The sequence below is a fragment of the Pseudomonas sp. WPR_5_2 genome (genome assembly GCF_003634475.1).
Taxonomy (GTDB): Bacteria; Pseudomonadota; Gammaproteobacteria; order Pseudomonadales; family Pseudomonadaceae; genus Aquipseudomonas; species Aquipseudomonas izuensis.
Genome location: NZ_RBLA01000004.1, coordinates 397,827 through 414,385, shown reverse-complemented (window position 1 = coordinate 414,385; position 16,559 = coordinate 397,827). Strand labels below are relative to the sequence as shown.

16 protein-coding genes and 1 tRNA gene are annotated in these 16,559 nt (G+C 59.8%); 8 read left to right on the top strand and 9 right to left on the bottom strand.

Annotated elements, in window-relative coordinates:
- Window positions 1-223: 223 nt before the first annotated feature.
- Complete coding sequence (locus BJ917_RS17515) at window positions 224-667, top strand: carboxypeptidase regulatory-like domain-containing protein (protein WP_121103941.1); 444 nt, start codon at window positions 224-226, stop codon at window positions 665-667.
- Between the two features lie 76 nt (window positions 668-743).
- Here the strand turns inward: BJ917_RS17515 and BJ917_RS17510 are convergent.
- From BJ917_RS17510 to BJ917_RS17490, 5 genes are all read right to left on the bottom strand, one after another.
- Window positions 744-819, bottom strand: a tRNA-Phe gene (locus tag BJ917_RS17510).
- Window positions 820-922: 103 nt separating this feature from the next.
- A complete protein-coding gene (locus BJ917_RS17505; RefSeq protein ID WP_007897448.1) occupies window positions 923-1,195 on the bottom strand; it encodes an oxidative damage protection protein in 273 nt (90 codons plus the stop codon).
- Entirely contained in the window at window positions 1,192-2,259 is a 1,068-nt protein-coding gene (gene mutY / locus BJ917_RS17500; protein ID WP_121103940.1) for an A/G-specific adenine glycosylase, read from the bottom strand. Before mutY ends, BJ917_RS17505 begins: the two co-directional genes overlap by 4 nt.
- Window positions 2,256-4,484: an AsmA family protein gene (locus tag BJ917_RS17495; RefSeq protein WP_121103939.1), complete on the bottom strand. Its 2,229-nt coding sequence runs from the start codon at window positions 4,482-4,484 to the stop codon at window positions 2,256-2,258. The genes mutY and BJ917_RS17495 overlap by 4 nt, the downstream gene beginning before the upstream one ends.
- A gap of 78 nt (window positions 4,485-4,562) precedes the next feature.
- Window positions 4,563-4,967 (bottom strand): acetyl-CoA sensor PanZ family protein, encoded by a 405-nt coding sequence (locus BJ917_RS17490; RefSeq protein WP_096513868.1) that lies wholly within the window; start codon window positions 4,965-4,967, stop codon window positions 4,563-4,565.
- 301 nt (window positions 4,968-5,268) lie between these two features.
- Here BJ917_RS17490 and BJ917_RS17485 point away from each other — a divergent pair, with 301 nt between their 5' ends.
- From BJ917_RS17485 to BJ917_RS17455, 7 genes are all read left to right on the top strand, one after another.
- A complete protein-coding gene (locus BJ917_RS17485) occupies window positions 5,269-6,930 on the top strand; it encodes an OFA family MFS transporter (RefSeq protein ID WP_121103938.1) in 1,662 nt (553 codons plus the stop codon).
- A 262-nt stretch (window positions 6,931-7,192) separates the two neighbouring features.
- Entirely contained in the window at window positions 7,193-7,786 is a 594-nt protein-coding gene (gene hisB, locus BJ917_RS17480; protein WP_121103937.1) for an imidazoleglycerol-phosphate dehydratase HisB, read from the top strand.
- Window positions 7,786-8,424: an imidazole glycerol phosphate synthase subunit HisH gene (gene hisH / locus BJ917_RS17475; RefSeq protein WP_096513866.1), complete on the top strand. Its 639-nt coding sequence runs from the start codon at window positions 7,786-7,788 to the stop codon at window positions 8,422-8,424. Before hisB ends, hisH begins: the two co-directional genes overlap by 1 nt.
- Window positions 8,425-8,685 (top strand): DUF2164 domain-containing protein, encoded by a 261-nt coding sequence (locus BJ917_RS17470; protein WP_096513865.1) that lies wholly within the window; start codon window positions 8,425-8,427, stop codon window positions 8,683-8,685.
- Window positions 8,686-8,727: 42 nt separating this feature from the next.
- Window positions 8,728-9,465: a 1-(5-phosphoribosyl)-5-[(5-phosphoribosylamino)methylideneamino]imidazole-4-carboxamide isomerase gene (gene hisA, locus BJ917_RS17465; RefSeq protein ID WP_015093076.1), complete on the top strand. Its 738-nt coding sequence runs from the start codon at window positions 8,728-8,730 to the stop codon at window positions 9,463-9,465.
- Window positions 9,466-9,474: 9 nt separating this feature from the next.
- Complete coding sequence (hisF, locus tag BJ917_RS17460; protein WP_007897430.1) at window positions 9,475-10,245, top strand: imidazole glycerol phosphate synthase subunit HisF; 771 nt, start codon at window positions 9,475-9,477, stop codon at window positions 10,243-10,245.
- A gap of 78 nt (window positions 10,246-10,323) precedes the next feature.
- The gene (locus BJ917_RS17455; protein WP_096513864.1) at window positions 10,324-11,079 is read left to right on the top strand and encodes an ABC transporter substrate-binding protein; all 756 of its coding nucleotides are present in this window, start codon (window positions 10,324-10,326) and stop codon (window positions 11,077-11,079) included.
- A 145-nt stretch (window positions 11,080-11,224) separates the two neighbouring features.
- On the opposite strand, the gene BJ917_RS17450 is transcribed toward BJ917_RS17455, so the two are convergent.
- The 4 genes from BJ917_RS17450 to gpmI all read right to left on the bottom strand — a co-directional run bounded on the left by BJ917_RS17450 (window position 11,225) and on the right by gpmI (window position 16,408).
- Window positions 11,225-12,001 (bottom strand): divergent polysaccharide deacetylase family protein, encoded by a 777-nt coding sequence (locus BJ917_RS17450; protein ID WP_121103936.1) that lies wholly within the window; start codon window positions 11,999-12,001, stop codon window positions 11,225-11,227.
- A gap of 2 nt (window positions 12,002-12,003) precedes the next feature.
- Window positions 12,004-13,323, bottom strand: a complete 1,320-nt coding sequence (locus tag BJ917_RS17445; protein WP_096513862.1) for a S41 family peptidase — start codon at window positions 13,321-13,323, stop codon at window positions 12,004-12,006.
- A gap of 31 nt (window positions 13,324-13,354) precedes the next feature.
- Complete coding sequence (locus BJ917_RS17440; RefSeq protein ID WP_096513861.1) at window positions 13,355-14,650, bottom strand: murein hydrolase activator EnvC; 1,296 nt, start codon at window positions 14,648-14,650, stop codon at window positions 13,355-13,357.
- 228 nt (window positions 14,651-14,878) lie between these two features.
- The gene (gpmI, locus tag BJ917_RS17435) at window positions 14,879-16,408 is read right to left on the bottom strand and encodes a 2,3-bisphosphoglycerate-independent phosphoglycerate mutase (protein ID WP_121103935.1); all 1,530 of its coding nucleotides are present in this window, start codon (window positions 16,406-16,408) and stop codon (window positions 14,879-14,881) included.
- Between the last annotated feature and the right edge of the window lie 151 nt (window positions 16,409-16,559).

Below are 16,559 nucleotides of genomic sequence, written 5' to 3'. Positions count from 1 at the left end.
GCCAAGAGCGCACGTGTCAAAGATGCAGGGCGCAGCCTGAAAACCGGAAGGAAATGCCGGACTTGTTGGCAGGACCAACCTGATGGCAGGTGAGGTATATGGATCAAATCACGTAGTACGTTTCGTACTGGACCCAAGTACAAATCGATCTAAAACACGACCACGGCGCCCGAAATCAAAATTATGTAACGATTGGGTTCTGTGGAGCCCGGGAGTCGTCATCATGAAGCGTTTTAGTTCACTGATGTTGCCCCTCGCCACGGTCGGCGTGTTGATGTTTCCAGCCATGTTGCAAGCCGCCAGTCTTGATCCTGTCGACACCGCTGGCGTGCAGGTTCAGAGGCAGGAACAGAACGGGATTGCTTACTTGTCCGGCGGTATCGGTGAGGATGAGTCCAAAGCGATCCAGCAAACCACGGGCTACAACCTGCACATGACCTTCTCTGTCGGGTCTCTGAATGAATACATACCCGATGTGACCCTGGTTATCGAGAAGGCTAAAGGGCAGCCCGTACTGACGCTGAATAACGCCGGTCCGCTGGTTTATGTGCAACTGCCAGCCGGCAAATACACCGTCACCGCGACGCGCAATGGAGAGGTACGGCACGATGTTGCCGATATTGGCAGCGGCGCAGCCCGTAATCTGGTGTTCCACTGGAACAGCTAAGGCCGGAAGAAGTGGTCACCATTAAACTGCGGGCATAAAAAAACCCTGAATCTTTCGATTCAGGGTTTTCGGTATTTGGTGCCCAGAGACGGAATCGAACCGCCGACACGGGGATTTTCAATCCCCTGCTCTACCGACTGAGCTATCTGGGCAACGGGGCGCATTAAACGGGTTTTTCAGGGGGTCGTCAAGCAAGTTTTCAAAAAAAATTTAATTATTACCGTCGCTTACGATCCGACCCCCGAATTCACGGGCTTACTCGGCAGGCGGAACGTAGCCTTCGGCCTTGGCGTATTCTTCGCCGGAGAAGAACTTGTCCATTTCGCCCTGAAGATATTTACGGTCTTCGGCGTTCATCATGTTCAAGCGCTTTTCGTTGATCAGCAGGGTTTGGTGTTTTTGCCAATCGGCCCATGCCTTGGCGGAGACGTGGTCAAAAATGTCCTGGCCTTTGGCGCCCGGGAAAGGCGCGCGCTCCAGGGCAGGCAATTCTTCTTTGTACTTGCGGCACATGATGGTGCGGGTCATGACGACTCTCCTGCGTTCAATACGACGGCCGCGCGTTCGAGCAAGGTTTTGACCGGGGCGGCGAGGCCCAGGCGCGGCGGGGTGGCGAGGTTATACCAGAGCCAGTCGGCCTCGGCCACGTGATGGCCAACCTCCTGGACCTGAACCAGCCATGGTTCGATGGACAACTGAAAATGGCTGAAGGTGTGCACCAGGCCCGGCAGCGCCTGCTGTGCGCCCAGTTCCAGCGAATGCTGCGAAGCCAGATGTTGCAGGTCGTCGAGGTCGTCGAGTTCCGGCAAGCTCCACAGGCCGCCCCACAGGCCCGTGGAAGGGCGACGGTAGAGCAGGATCGCACCTTCCCCGTTGGCGAGCATCGGCATCAGCGTGCGCTTCTGCGGGATGGCTTTGCGCGGCTTGGGGATCGGGTAACGGGTTTCCATACCCAGCATGTGCGCTTCGCAGCCCTTTTCCAGCGGGCAGAGCAGGCAGCTCGGCTTGCTGCGGGTGCAGAGCGTCGCGCCCAGGTCCATCATCGCCTGGGTGTAGGCGTTGACCCGATCATGTGGCGTGAAGCGCTCAGCGTTGGCCCACAGCTGTTTGGCGACCTTCGGCTCGCCGGGGTAGCCCTCTTGCGCGGTAAAGCGCGCCAGCACCCGTTTGACGTTGCCGTCGAGGATCGGCGCGCGCAGGCCCATGCTGATACTGGCAATGGCGCCGGCAGTGGACAGGCCGATGCCCGGCAGGTCGGTGAGCTTTTCCACGTCCCGGGGAAATTCGCCGCCGTACTGCTCGACGACGATCTTCGCAGTCTTCTGCAGATTGCGCGCGCGGGTGTAGTAACCCAGCCCCGTCCACAGGTGCAGCACTTCATCTTCTGGCGCAGCAGCCAGGGCTTCGACCGTCGGCAGCGAGGCCATGAAACGGTCGAAGTAATTCAGCACGGTGCTGACCTGGGTTTGCTGCAACATGATTTCCGAGACCCAGACCCGATAGGGGTTGATGTCCTGCTGCCAGGGCAAATCGTGACGGCCGTGGCGGTCGAACCAGTCCAGCACCGCCGTTGAAAACTGCTCGGATCTCATCGCTTGAAAAGCCCCTTGAGTGCATCTTTGAGTTCCGGGCTGACTTTGTCGCCAAGCTTTTCGTCGATTTTCTCGCTGATCCGCTCGCCAGCCAGTTTGCTCGCGACCTGACCCATGCGTTCGTTATCCAGTCGGCAGGCCTTGGCGCCCAGTTCCAGGGGGCCGCGGCAACGTAGCGGCCACTCGATGCCGACGAATTTCTCGCCCACCTGGCAGGCCGGGTCGGGCATGTCGCTCTTGTCGCCTTCGACGATGATGCCTACGCGGTAGTCCATGCCCAGTACCCGCAGATCGACATCACCGTCGCCATTGACGGTCATGCCCGGGATGCGCACTTTCAGGTCCGGGTTGCTCGCCACACCGTTACGGAAACTCAGGTTGCCCTTGAGTTCCTCAAAGGGTGTGTCTTTGCCCCGGGGCTCACTGCTGAGGGTTTTGCGGTTGAGCGTGGCGATGCCTTTGCACAGTTGTTGCTCGAGGTTGGCATTGAGCAGCACGCCATTATTGATGACGAAACTGGTGGTGCCGTTGAGGGTTTCGATCAGTGCTTTCTGGCTGTTGCCACTGCCGGTCAAGGTGCTGTTGAGTGTGACGAGGCCTTTGACCGGTGGATTTTTGCCCTGGCTTTCGAGGATTTTCTCCGCCGGTACCCGGCTGATCTGCGTCTGCATGTTCAGCACGGGCGCCTGCTGGCGCACATCGAGGGTGCCCTTGGCTTCGAAGTTGCCTTCGTACAGATCGCCGCGCAGGTTCGTCAGCGTCAGCAAGCCCCCTTGGCCGTTGGCTTTGAGCGCGGCGTTGTGGATCGGCAGTTTTTCCAGGGTCAACTGGCCGAAAGTCAGGTCGGCGTCCACATCCAGTTTGCTCAGGCGCTCCACCGGCAACAGGCGTTCGTTGCTCCACGCCTCTTTGGTTGGCGCTGGCGGCAGCGGTGTGCTGCCGGCGCCCGCCAAGGCATTGGCTTCGGTGCTGGCGACTTCGGCCTGGCGCACCTGTTTCGCACTGTTGGCTTCGGCCGACTTTGGCGGCAGGTAGCGGTCAACGTTGAAAGTGTCCGCCTTGAGGGTTGCACGCAGCGATTGCTTGGCGAAGTCCTCCACGGCGATTCGGCCGCTGAAGGTGCTGTCGTCGACCTTCAGGTTGATGTCATCCAGCGTGAGGCTGGTGGGGCTAGCTGCGACGCGGCTGACCAGTTCGACCTTGCTCAGGCTGCCTTCGCCCATCGCCGGGAGCTTCTGGCCGATGCTGTCGACGAATTTCGCCAGATCGAACTGGGCAATCGACAGGCCACCGCTGACTTGCGGGGTCTTGTCGAGGTCATTGACCTTCAGCTCGCCCAATGCACGCAGTTGGTTGGCAGAGATCTTGATGCCGGTCCATTCAGCGACATTGGCGGCCTTGTCCAGCAGCAATTGGCCCTGGGCGGCGAAGGTCATGGTCTTGCCTTGCAGCGGATCGCCGGCGACCTCACCGGACAGCTTCATGTCTTCGAGCTTGTAGCGCTGCAACGCGCGCTCGAAACGCAGCTCGCCGTTGAGTTCGGTGCGCACCCGCAGGACCGGTTGGTTGGTGCCCAGAAATGCAGTGAGCTTGACTGGAATGTTAGTGGAGTCATGCACCGGGCCAGTGCTCAACTGGATGCTTTCGGCGCTGAACTGCCGGCCGGTTTTCTCGTCGCTGTATTCGACGCGGGCGTTGTTGACGGTCAGGCTGTCGATGTCCAGGCGAACCGGCTGAGCCGGTTTCTCTGCTTGAGCGGTGGGTTGCGTTTCAGGCGTGCCGGTGGTGGCGGGAGGTGTGCCGGTAGTGTTCGAGGCGGTGGGCACCTTGCCGATGTCCTCCCAGTTGCCATGACCGTCCTTGTCGCGGTTCAGGCGCAGGTTCAGGCCTTCGACGCGCACGTCGCTCATCTGCACTTCCCGGCGCAGCAGCGGCAGCACGCGCACCGACAGGCCGAGCATCTGCAAATCGGCGAACGGCTCGGCGGGTTTGGCCAGGGTCGCCACAGCGGCGTCGTGCAGCTCCAGGCCCAGCCACGGGAACAGGCTCCAGCCGATATCGCCATTGAGCGTCAGCTCGATGTGGGCTTTGTCGCGGGCAATCTGGCGGATCTCGTCTTTGTAGTCGTTGGGATCGAAGAGGTGGGTCAGGGCAAAGCCCAACGCCACGATGATCAGCAACAACCCGAGAAGTACCAGACCCAGGATTTTGCCGAACGCTTTCATGGGCGAGTCCTTGTAGTTAGTCGAATTCGAAATTTAGCCGAGGAGTATAGCGCTCCAAAACGGACGACCGGTCAGCGATCACTCGGGCAGCGGATCCAGTGGCACCTTCAACTTCGCCGCCAAGGCCTGGGCCTCCAGGTGCCCGGCGGGTGCCAACAGGCGCAGGGTGGCGCCGGATTGTGCAGCCATGGTTTGTGCTTCTCGCACCAGGCGTTCCGCGACGCCACGACGCCGAGTGATTTTTCGCACACACAATTGAGACAAATGCCAAGCGTCCGGGTGCCGTTCCAGGCGGGCCGCACCCAGGAGTCGATCATTGAAACGTCCGGCAATCAACGAACCTTCCAGCAGGCAGGTTTCAATCAATTGTGCGTCTCCTGTAAACGGCTCGAACAGCCACTGGGGTGCGTCCCGGTAGATTTTCTGCAGATCCTGCTGATCTTGAACACTCGCTTCGTTCAACAACTCGACAACGATGGGCATGGAGATTCCTGTGAGTTTGTGTGGGAGCTGCCAAAGGCTGCGATCTTTTGATCGTCTAAAAGATCGCAGCCTTTGGCAGCTCCTACAGGATAAGAGATCAGATAACGTACAAAACGTGATGTCAGTTTGGTTTTTATGTCACGTGCAAATGCTAATCTTCGCCCGTTCGTCGGTCGATTCTGCGACTTTCTGTCGCACCAAAATGAAGCTTCACCCTGAAAAAAACGGTCATGCCTGCGTGTATCAAGGCTGGGGGGTGAGGAATGGCTGGCGAACCATACTAATAATTGGGGGATAAACAATGACCACGAGTATCGCGGTGGACGGCTATGCCGGCCAGCCCTCGTTCCTGTCCAAGGAGCGGATCATCGCCAGGCCCGGTTTTAACCGTTGGCTGGTGCCGCCAGCCGCGCTGGCCATCCATCTGTGCATCGGCATGGCCTACGGTTTCTCGGTGTTCTGGCTGCCACTGTCCAAAGCGCTGGGCATCACTAAACCGGTAACCTGCGCGCCGGACATGAGCTTCATCGCTCAAGTTTTTTCGTCGCAATGCGACTGGCCGATCTCGATGCTCGGCTGGATCTACACCCTGTTCTTCATTTTTCTGGGTTGCTCGGCAGCCATCTGGGGTGGCTGGCTGGAACATGCGGGGCCGCGCAAGGCTGGCGTCGTGTCGGCACTGTGCTGGTGTGGCGGCCTGCTGATTTCGGCGCTGGGTATCTATACCCACCAGATCTGGCTGATGTGGATCGGCTCCGGGGTCATCGGCGGTATCGGCCTGGGCCTGGGTTATATCTCGCCGGTGTCGACCCTGATTAAGTGGTTTCCGGATAAACGCGGCATGGCGACCGGCATGGCGATCATGGGCTTCGGCGGTGGCGCAATGGTCGGTGCACCTTTGGCAACGGCGTTGATGAGCCACTTTGGCTCGCCGGAAGGCGTTGGCGTGTGGCAAAGCTTCGTTGCAATGGCGGCGATCTACTTCGTGTTCATGATCGGTGGCGCGCTGTCCTATCGGGTTCCGCCAACCGGCTGGAAGCCTGAAGGCTGGACCGCTACGGCGAAAAAAGCCTCGAACGCGATGATGACCAACCGCCACGTGCACGTGAATGTTGCGTGGAAAACGCCGCAGTTCCGCCTGGTATGGCTGGTGCTGTGCCTGAACGTCTCGGCCGGTATCGGCATCCTCGGCATGGCTTCACCGTTATTGCAGGAAGTCTTCGGTGGCAAGTTGCTGGGTAATGACCTGGCGTTCGGCCAACTGGATGCCGCGCAACTGGCTTCGATCGCCGCGATCGCTGCCGGCTTCACCGGTTTGCTGAGTCTGTTCAACATCGGTGGCCGGTTTTTCTGGGCCTCGTTCTCGGATTACCTGGGACGTAAAAACACCTACTTCGCGTTCTTCGCCTTGGGCTTCGCACTGTATGCGCTGATTCCGAACCTTGGTCATTTGGGCCACATCGCGCTGTTCGTGGCGGCGTTCTGCGTCATCCTGTCAATGTACGGCGGCGGTTTTGCCACCGTTCCGGCTTACCTGGCTGACCTGTTCGGTACGCAAATGGTCGGCGCGATCCACGGTCGCCTGCTGACGGCATGGGCGGCGGCGGGTGTGTTGGGCCCGGTGTTGGTGAACTACCTGCGTGAGTATCAGTTGAGCATCGGCGTTGAACGTGCCGCGGCTTACGACATCACGTTGTACATCCTGGCAGGTCTGCTGGTGTTGGGCTTCATTTGCAACCTGCTGGTGCGCCCGGTGGCCGACAAGTACTTCATGACCGACGCTGAACTGGCTGCCGAACAGGCGCTGGGGCACGACAAGGGGGCTGACAGCAGCACCGTGCTGGAGTGGAAAGCCGCTGCGGGCACCAAGCCATTGGCGGTGGCCGCCTGGCTGGTGGTGGGTATTCCGTTGGCATGGGGTGTCTGGGTGACCCTGCAGAAAACAGCAGTCCTCTTCCACTAAGCAACGCACGCCCCCTGTGGGAGCGAGCCTGCTCGCGAATGCGGCCTGACAGTCGACAGAGATGTTGAATGTGATGGCCCCTTCGCGAGCAGGCTCGCTCCCACATTCGTTTTGAGCAGGCTCCAAATGGGTTGTATGGACATGTCTATCCCCGACGGCACGGGGTTCTATCCGTCAGTGATATCACCTCCCGTGTTTCTGTTTGGCGTCCGCGCCCCTATAATGGCTGCCTTTTTCGCCCAATGATTTTGCGGAGCTGGTGATGGCCGAACGTAAGGCGTCAGTCGAGCGCGACACTCTGGAAACCCAGATCAAAGCCTCGATCAACCTGGATGGCACCGGAAAGGCCCGATTTGATATCGGCGTTCCTTTTCTTGAGCACATGCTCGACCAGATCGCCCGTCACGGGCTGATCGACCTGGATATCGTCAGCAAAGGCGACTTGCATATCGATGACCACCACACGGTGGAAGATGTCGGTATCACCCTGGGTCAGGCATTCACCCAAGCCATCGGCGACAAGAAAGGCATCCGTCGTTACGGCCATGCCTACGTGCCGCTCGATGAAGCGCTGTCGCGTGTGGTGATCGACTTCTCCGGCCGTCCCGGCCTGCAGATGCACGTTCCGTATACCCGTGCCACGGTCGGCGGCTTCGACGTTGACCTGTTCGAGGAGTTCTTCCAGGGCTTCGTGAACCACGCCAACGTCACCCTGCACATCGACAACCTGCGTGGCCACAACACCCACCACCAGATCGAAACCGTGTTCAAGGCTTTCGGCCGCGCGCTGCGCATGGCTGTGGAGCTGGATGACCGCATGGCCGGTCAGATGCCATCGACCAAGGGCGTCCTGTAATGCAGACAGTTGCGGTTATCGATTACGGCATGGGCAACCTGCACTCGGTGGCCAAGGCCCTCGAGCACGTCGGTGCCGGCAAGGTGCTGATTACCAGCGATGCCAATGTGATTCGCGAAGCCGACCGGGTGGTTTTCCCCGGCGTCGGCGCGATTCGCGATTGCATGGCGGAAATCCGTCGCCTGGGCTTCGACTCGCTGGTGCGTGAGGTCAGCCAGGACCGCCCATTCCTTGGTATCTGCGTCGGCATGCAAGCCTTGCTCGATACCAGCGAAGAGAACGACGGCGTCGACTGCATCGGCCTGTTTCCCGGCGCGGTGAAGTTCTTCGGCAAGGATCTGCGTGAAGACGGCGAGCACCTCAAGGTTCCGCACATGGGCTGGAACGAGGTGAAGCAGACGGTCAATCACCCTCTGTGGCACGACATTCCGGACATGGCCCGATTCTACTTCGTGCACAGCTACTACATCGCCGCCGCCAACGCGCGCCAGGTGGTGGGTGGCGGTCACTACGGTGTTGATTTCGCCGCAGCGCTGGCCGATGGCTCGCGTTTCGCCGTGCAGTTCCACCCGGAGAAGAGCCATACCCATGGCCTGCAACTCTTGCAGAACTTCGCTGCGTGGGACGGTCGCTGGTAAATGGCCGCCAAGAAATCCAAGCCGCCGATCCTGACCCTCACTCCTGAACAAGAGAGCGAGGCCAATCACAAGATCAAACGCTTCATGGAGGAGCGCTTCGAACTGGACCTGGGTTCGTTCGAAGCGGCGGAAATTCTTGAGCTGTTTACCCGCGAAATTGCTCCGCACTATTACAACAGGGCGATTTTCGATGTGCAGACGCACCTCAAAGAGAGGTTCGAAAGCATCGAAAGCGACCTGTGGGCGCTCGAGAAAAACTGATTTCCGAGCCAAGCTGAACATTCAATTTTGAAGGTTTGCCAGATGCTGATTATTCCCGCTATCGATCTTAAAGACGGTGCCTGTGTTCGTCTGCGCCAGGGCCGCATGGAAGATTCCACAGTGTTCTCCGATGACCCGGTGAGCATGGCTGCCAAGTGGGTGGAGGGCGGTTGCCGTCGTCTGCATCTGGTCGATCTGAACGGCGCATTCGAAGGCCAGCCGGTGAACGGCGAAGTGGTCACCGCCATCGCCAAGCGCTACCCGAACCTGCCGATCCAGATCGGCGGCGGCATCCGTTCCCTGGAAACCATCGAGCACTACGTGAAAGCGGGCGTGAGCTACGTGATCATCGGCACCAAGGCCGTGAAAGATCCAGCCTTCGTCGCCGAAGCCTGCCGCGCGTTCCCGGGCAAGGTGATCGTTGGCCTGGATGCCAAGGACGGTTTTGTCGCCACCGACGGCTGGGCTGAAATCAGCACCATTCAGGTGATCGATCTGGCTAAACAGTTCGAAGCCGACGGCGTGTCCGCCATCGTTTATACCGACATCGCCAAAGACGGCATGATGCAGGGCTGCAACGTACCGTTCACTGCCGCGCTGGCTGCTGCCACTTCGATTCCGGTGATCGCTTCCGGCGGCATCCACAACCTGGGTGACATCAAGACCCTGCTCGACGCCAAGGCGCCAGGCATCATCGGCGCCATTACCGGGCGCGCGATCTACGAAGGCACCCTCGACGTCGCCGAAGCGCAAGCTTTCTGCGATTCGTACAAAGGCTGAGGACTGACCATGGCGCTGGCCAAACGCATCATCCCTTGCCTGGACGTGGACAACGGCCGGGTTGTCAAGGGTGTGAAATTCGAAAACATCCGCGACGCCGGAGACCCGGTGGAAATCGCTCGTCGCTATGACGAGCAGGGTGCCGACGAGATTACCTTTCTCGACATCACTGCCAGCGTCGACGGCCGCGACACCACGTTGCATACCGTCGAACGCATGGCCAGCCAGGTGTTCATTCCGCTGACCGTCGGCGGTGGTGTGCGCACGGTGCAGGACATTCGCAACCTGCTCAACGCCGGTGCGGATAAGGTTTCTATCAATACCGCCGCGGTGTTCAACCCGGAGTTCGTCGGCGAAGCGGCGCAGCATTTCGGTTCGCAGTGCATCGTCGTTGCCATCGACGCCAAGAAGGTTTCCGGTCCGGGCGAAACCCCGCGCTGGGAAATTTTCACTCACGGCGGCCGCAAGCCGACCGGCCTGGACGCTGTCGAGTGGGCGAAAAAAATGGAAGGCCTGGGTGCTGGTGAAATCCTGCTGACCAGTATGGACCAGGACGGCATGAAAAACGGCTTCGACCTTGGCGTCACCCGTGCGATCAGCGATGCACTGGGGATTCCGGTGATCGCTTCCGGCGGTGTCGGCAATCTGCAGCATTTGGCCGATGGCATTCTCGAAGGCCACGCCAGTGCGGTGCTGGCGGCCAGTATTTTCCACTTCGGCGAATACACCGTGCAGGAAGCAAAGGCTTATATGGCTCACCGCGGCATCGTGATGCGTTAAACAAACCGATACAGGCCAGTGGACATCATGGCGGGCTCAAGGCACTCTTGGGTACGCCATGGATTTCGGTAGCCAGACATGCTTAGACGCCTTCTTCTAGCCCTCGCCAGTGCTTCCCTGTTGTTCGTCAGTGGAGTGCAAGCTGCAGACAATCCCGACACCGAGATGGTGTTGCTGACGGAAAACTTCCCGCCGTACAACATGGCGAAGAACGGCAAGAACTTCGCTCAGGACGAGAACATCAATGGCATCGCCACCGATATCGTCCGTGAAATCTTCAAGCGCGCCGACATTAGCTACAGCCTGACACTGCGTTTCCCCTGGGAGCGAATCTACAAACTCACCCTGGAAAAACCCGGTTACGGCGTATTCGTCATGGCGCGGCTTCCGGATCGCGAAAAGCTTTTCAAATGGGTCGGCCCCATCGGCCCGGACGACTGGATCATGCTGGCCAAGGCCGATAGCAAGATCACTCTCGAAACCCTGAATGACGCACGCAAATACAAGATTGGCGCCTACAAGGGCGATGCGATCGCCGAGACGTTGACCAAGCAAGGCTTGAACCCGGTGGTGGTGCTGCGCGATCAGGACAATGCGAAGAAGCTGGTCAACGGCCAGATCGACCTGTGGGCCACCGGTGATCCCGCCGGGCGCTATCTGGCACGCCAGGAAGGGGTTAACGGGTTGAAAACCGTACTGCGCTTCAACAGTGCCGAACTGTACCTGGCACTGAACAAGGATGTGCCAGACGAAACGGTGGCCAAGCTCCAGGCAGCGCTGGATCAGATGCGCAAGGAAGGGCGGGTGGACGAGATCATGGCGCAGTATCTCTAACGCCAATTGCAAAATGTTGTGCCAGGCACAATTCAATGTGGGAGCGAGCCTGCTCGCGAAAGCGGCCTGACCGTCAGCGAAGATGTTGAATTAAGACGCCTTCGCGAGCAGGCTCGCTCCCACAGTGGTTTAGTAGCACAGCGGATTAGCGATATACCCCATCCTTGCCATGTGCGGCTGTCGCCCGATTGCCGCGTACGCTGATCATCTGCTTGATGTCGATCCAGTCGATCCCCTGAGACTTGAGCTTGGGTAATTCGCGTTCCAGCACCGCTAGCGTCTGTGGATACGGGTGCCCGATCATCACTGCCGAACCTTGCTTGTGCGCAAGGCTGATCGCTGTCTGCAACTGGTTGAAGATCGCTGCTTCAGTTCGCTCATCGTCGAGAAAAACATCTCGAGAAACACTTGCCAGATCTATCTTCTGCGCCTGTTGTGCGGCCACGGTCTGCGCACTGGTTCGGCTGTCGACAAAAAATTTGTGGCGCCGCTGCAACTCGGCCATCAGCCACGCCATGGCGACCGGCTGGGCGGTCATGCGGCTGCCCATGTGGTTATTGATGCCGGCGGTGTAGGGCACCATTTTGAACGCAGCGTTGAGGCGTTTCTCAAGCTCTTCGATGGAAAGTTCCGGATGCCAGGCGAACGGGCCGGTGGCCGGGTCCATGGGCATGTGCAGGATGACGATTTTGCCGGCGCGGTGAGCTTCGCGGGCGAATTCGGTGGCGTGGGGTGTGTCGGGCATGATCGCCGTGGTCACCGGGCCAGGCAGGGCCAGCACGCGGCGATCCCGGGGCAGGTTCTGTCCCAGGTCATCGATGATCAGGCTCAGGTAGGCCTTGCGAGGCGTCGACACGGCGGGTTCGGCGTGAACCGAACCCGCCAGGCAGCACAACAGGACGAGGATGAAGCGCAGACCCATCCTCAGCGGCCGGAGGTAATGCTCAGCCCTTTCAGCAGGCTCAGGGCCTGGGCCAGTTGGTAATCGTCATCCTGCGGCATTGCCTTGGCTTTGCCGCCGGAACCTGTCGGTTTGTCGGCGCCGCCGTTGCCATTGCCCAGGTGGCCTTGCAGATCGGCTTCCTTGAAGTAGTCGCCGTCCTGCTCGCTGGTGATCTTGGCCTTGCGTACTTCGATGTCCGGGACGATGCCCTGGGCCTGGATCGAGCGGCCGTTCGGCGTGTAATACAGCGCCGTGGTGATTTTCAATGCGCGCTCGTTGTTCAGCGGCAGCACGGTTTGTACCGAGCCCTTGCCGAAACTGGTGGTGCCCATGACGACTGCGCGTTTGTGGTCCTGCAGGGCGCCGGCGACAATTTCCGAGGCCGAGGCGCTGCCGCCGTTGATCAATGCAACCATCGGCACGGCTTCGCTTTCGTCCTTGCCGGTGGCCGAGAAGCGCAGTTCGGAGTTGGCGATCCGGCCCTTGGTGTAAACGATCAGGCCTTTGGTGATGAAATGGTCGACCACTTCCACCGCCGCTTGCAGTACACCGCCCGGGTTGTTGCGCAGGTCGAGGATGATGCCGTTGAGCTTCTTGCCGTTGTCCTTGCGCAGTTTCGCCAGGGCCTTCGAAACCTCTTCACCGGTCTTGACCTGGAACTGGGTGATGCGGATGTAGCCGTAGCCGGACTCCAGCAACTGGCTCTTCACGCTTTTCACTTGAATGATCGCGCGGGCCAGGGTCACGTCGAAAGGCGTGCCGCCGTCGCGTACCAGGGTCAGGGTGATTTTCTGGCCGATCTTGCCGCGCATCTTGTCTACGGCTTCGGTCATGCTCTGGCCGCGGGTTGGCTGGCCGTTGATCTTGACGATAAAGTCGCCCGCCTGGATGCCCGCCTTGGAGGCAGGGGTGTCATCGATTGGCGATACCACCTTGATGAACCCGTCCTCGGCGCCGACTTCGATGCCCAGGCCACCGAATTCGCCACTGGTGCTTTCCTGCAATTCGGCGAAATCTTCCGGTCCCAGATAGGCTGAGTGCGGATCAAGGTTGCTGAGCATGCCCTTGATGGCGTTTTCCAGCAGGGTCTTGTCGTCCACCGGCTCGACATAGGCCGCTTTGATCCGATCCATGACCTCGGCAAAAGTGCGCAACTCTTCCAGAGGCAATGGTGCCTTGGTGGTCGCAGCAGTGCCCGCAGGCGCGACAGTCGGGGCCGGTTGAGCGGCAAACGCCAGAGGCGCGCCGATCACCAGGGCGATCGTCAGGGCCAGCGAGGTAAGGCGGGACAAATGCAGCATGTCGAACGAACTCCTGAATTAGGCGGCACGCTTATCCTTGCGCGCGACACCATTGCGCCGGATCACTCGGGTGACCCTGCTGACGAATCGCAAAATACAGCGCTGGTGTGTCCTGCCCGCCACTGTTACCGACAGTGGAGATGGACTCACCGGCTTTTACCACGTCACCCGCAGACTTGAGCAGCGTCTGGTTGTGACCGTAAAGACTCAAAAAACCGTTGCCGTGGTCGAGAATCACCAGCAGCCCCGCACCACGCAACCAGTCGGCGAAGACCACGCGACCGCCGTGCACCGCATGCACCGCACTGCCGGCCGATGCGCCGATCATCACACCGTCCCACTTGGTCCGGGCATCGTCGCCACGGCTTTCACCGAAGCGTGCCAACAGTCGACCGTCGACAGGCCATGGAAGTTTGCCGCGGGTTGACGCAAAAGGTCCGCCAAAGGTCTCGCCGGAGCTTGAAACCAATGCGCCAGGTGTCGATTTAACCGGTTTGCGTGGGGCATCGTCGCTGGCATCTGCCTGCGCCTGGGCCTCACGTAAACGCTTTTTTTCGGCTTCCTGCTGGGCTATCAGCGCTTTTTGCCGCGCTTCTTCTGCCTCACGAGCCTGTCGGGCCAGGGTTTCTTCAATGGTTTTAAGGACTTTAGACAGGTCTGCCTGATCCTGCTCGCGGGCTGCCAGTTTCTGGTCGCGGGCCTTCACGTCGTCATTGAGCTTGGCCAGGACTTGCTGGCGTTCCTGGCGGACTTTGTCGAGCTCGTCACGCTGGCTGTCGAGGCTGCTTTTCTGCACCAGCAACTGCGCCTGTTGCCTGGCGATGTCCTGCTCGACGTTGGCCAGTTGGCGCAGGGTTTCGTTGAAGTTCTTCAGCTGTTCCAGGCGGGCCTGGCTCAGGTAGTCGTAATAGGTGAGGGTGCGGGCGAATTTTTCGGGATTCTGCTGGTTGAGCAGCAGCTTCAGGTATTCCTGGCGACCGTTCTGGTAGGCGGCCCGGGCCTGGATGGCGATCAGTCTTTGCTGTTCAGTGCGTGCGCTCTGGAGTTTTTTTTTCTCGGCATCGAGTCGCTGCAACTCGGATTCGCTCTTCTTCAGCTCTTTCTGCAGGGCTTCGACCTGTTTCTCGAGCTTGCCCATCTCGGTCTCGGTGCCCTTGAGGTCCTTCTGCACGCCGGACTTCTCTTCCTGCAACTTGCCCAGCAGTTTCTTCAGCTCGGCAATGTCCTGACGCGTGGCGTCCAACTGTTGTTGGGTTTGCGCGCGCTCGTCAGCGAAGGCCGGTTGGAGCAGGCAAGTCAGAGCAAGGGCTATCAGGACGCGAAGCATAGAGGCGGGCGACACCAGGGAAAGGGACAGCCTAGTATGCCCGCCCCACGCAGCAAAAAAAATGCCCAATTGGGGCTGTGTGATAACTGGCCAAAAAAACCACGCAAAACCAATGTGGGAGCGGGCTTGCCCGCGATGGCGTCTGATCATTCAACATAGATGTTGGATGTTAGATTGCTATCGCTGGCAAGCCAGCTCCCACAGGGTTTGCAGTGTCTTGACGGGCGATTACACCAAGATCGAAGTCCCGGTCATTTCCGCCGGTTTTTCCAGGCCCAGCAGTTTCAACATGGTCGGCGCCACGTCAGCCAGTACGCCGCCTTCGCGAACCTTGAGGTCACGTTTGCCGACATAAATGAATGGCACGGGTTCGGTGGTGTGCGCGGTGTGTGCCTGGCCAGTGGTTTCGTCGGACATTTGCTCGACGTTGCCGTGGTCGGCGGTGATCAGCGCTTCGCCACCGACTTTTTCCAGGGCGTCGACGATGCGGCCGACGCACTGGTCCAGGCACTCGACGGCCTTCACCGCCGCTTCGAACACGCCGCTATGGCCAACCATGTCGCCATTGGCGTAGTTGACGACAATCACGTCGTAACGCTGGTTTTCAATGGCATCGACGATGCGGTCGGTCACTTCCGGCGCACTCATCTCCGGCTGCAAGTCGTAGGTGGCGACTTTGGGCGACGGGATCAGGATGCGCTCTTCGCCCGGGAACGGTTCTTCGCGGCCGCCGGAGAAGAAGAAAGTCACGTGAGCGTATTTTTCGGTTTCAGCGATGCGCAGCTGGGTCTTGCCGTTCTTCGCCAGGTAATCGCCCAGCACGTTTTCCAGGCTGCCGGCGGCGAAGGCCGACGGCGCGGGAATGCTGGCGGCGTATTGGGTCAGCATCACGAAGCCGGCCAGTTTTGGCTGACGGCTGCGCTCGAACTCGTTGAAATCGTCTTCGACGAAGACGCGGGTCAGCTCGCGGGCGCGGTCGGCGCGGAAGTTCATGAACACCACGGCGTCGCCGTCTTCGACTTTCACCGGTTCGCCGATGGAAGTGGCTTTGACGAACTCGTCGCTTTCGCCACGCTCGTACGCGGCTTGCAGGCCTTCCTGGGCGGTGGCGGCGTTGAATTCGCCGTTGCCGTCGACGATCAGGCTGAATGCCTGGGACACACGGTCCCAACGGTTATCACGGTCCATTGCGTAGTAACGGCCAATGAGGCTGGCGATGCGGCCTTTCCCCAGCGCCTGGAAGGTGGCATCGAGCAGTTCGATCGACGATTGCGCGCTTTTCGGCGGCGTATCGCGGCCGTCGAGGAAGGCGTGCAGGTAGATGTTTTCCGCGCCGCGCTTGGCCGCCAGTTCGGCCATGGCGACCAGGTGATCCTGATGGCTGTGTACGCCGCCATCGGACAACAGGCCCATGAAGTGCACGGCTTTGCCGGCAGCGACGGCTTTATCCACCGCGGCGCAGATGGTCGGGTTCTCGAAAAACTCGCCGTCACGGATCGATTTGGTCACGCGAGTGAAGTCTTGATACACCACGCGGCCGGCGCCGAGGTTCATGTGGCCGACTTCGGAGTTGCCCATCTGGCCATCCGGCAGGCCGACGTCCATGCCGCTGCCCGAGATCAGGCCGTTCGGCACGGTGGCCCACAGGCGGTCCAGTACGGGCTTCTTGGCCGCGTAGATGGCGTTGGCTTCCTGGCTTTCACTGTGACCGAAGCCGTCGAGAATCATCAGGACCAAAGGTTTAGGCGTGGTAGTCATGGAATCCACTCGTGGCTGAATTAAAAAGGGGCGATGGAAAAAGGGAGTCGCAGTTTAAAGCGAAGTTCCGGCCACGTCACCGCCAGACGGGGTTTGGCCCACCATGGGGGCTGTGTATACTGGCCGACATTTTAACGCCCTGGAACCTCCT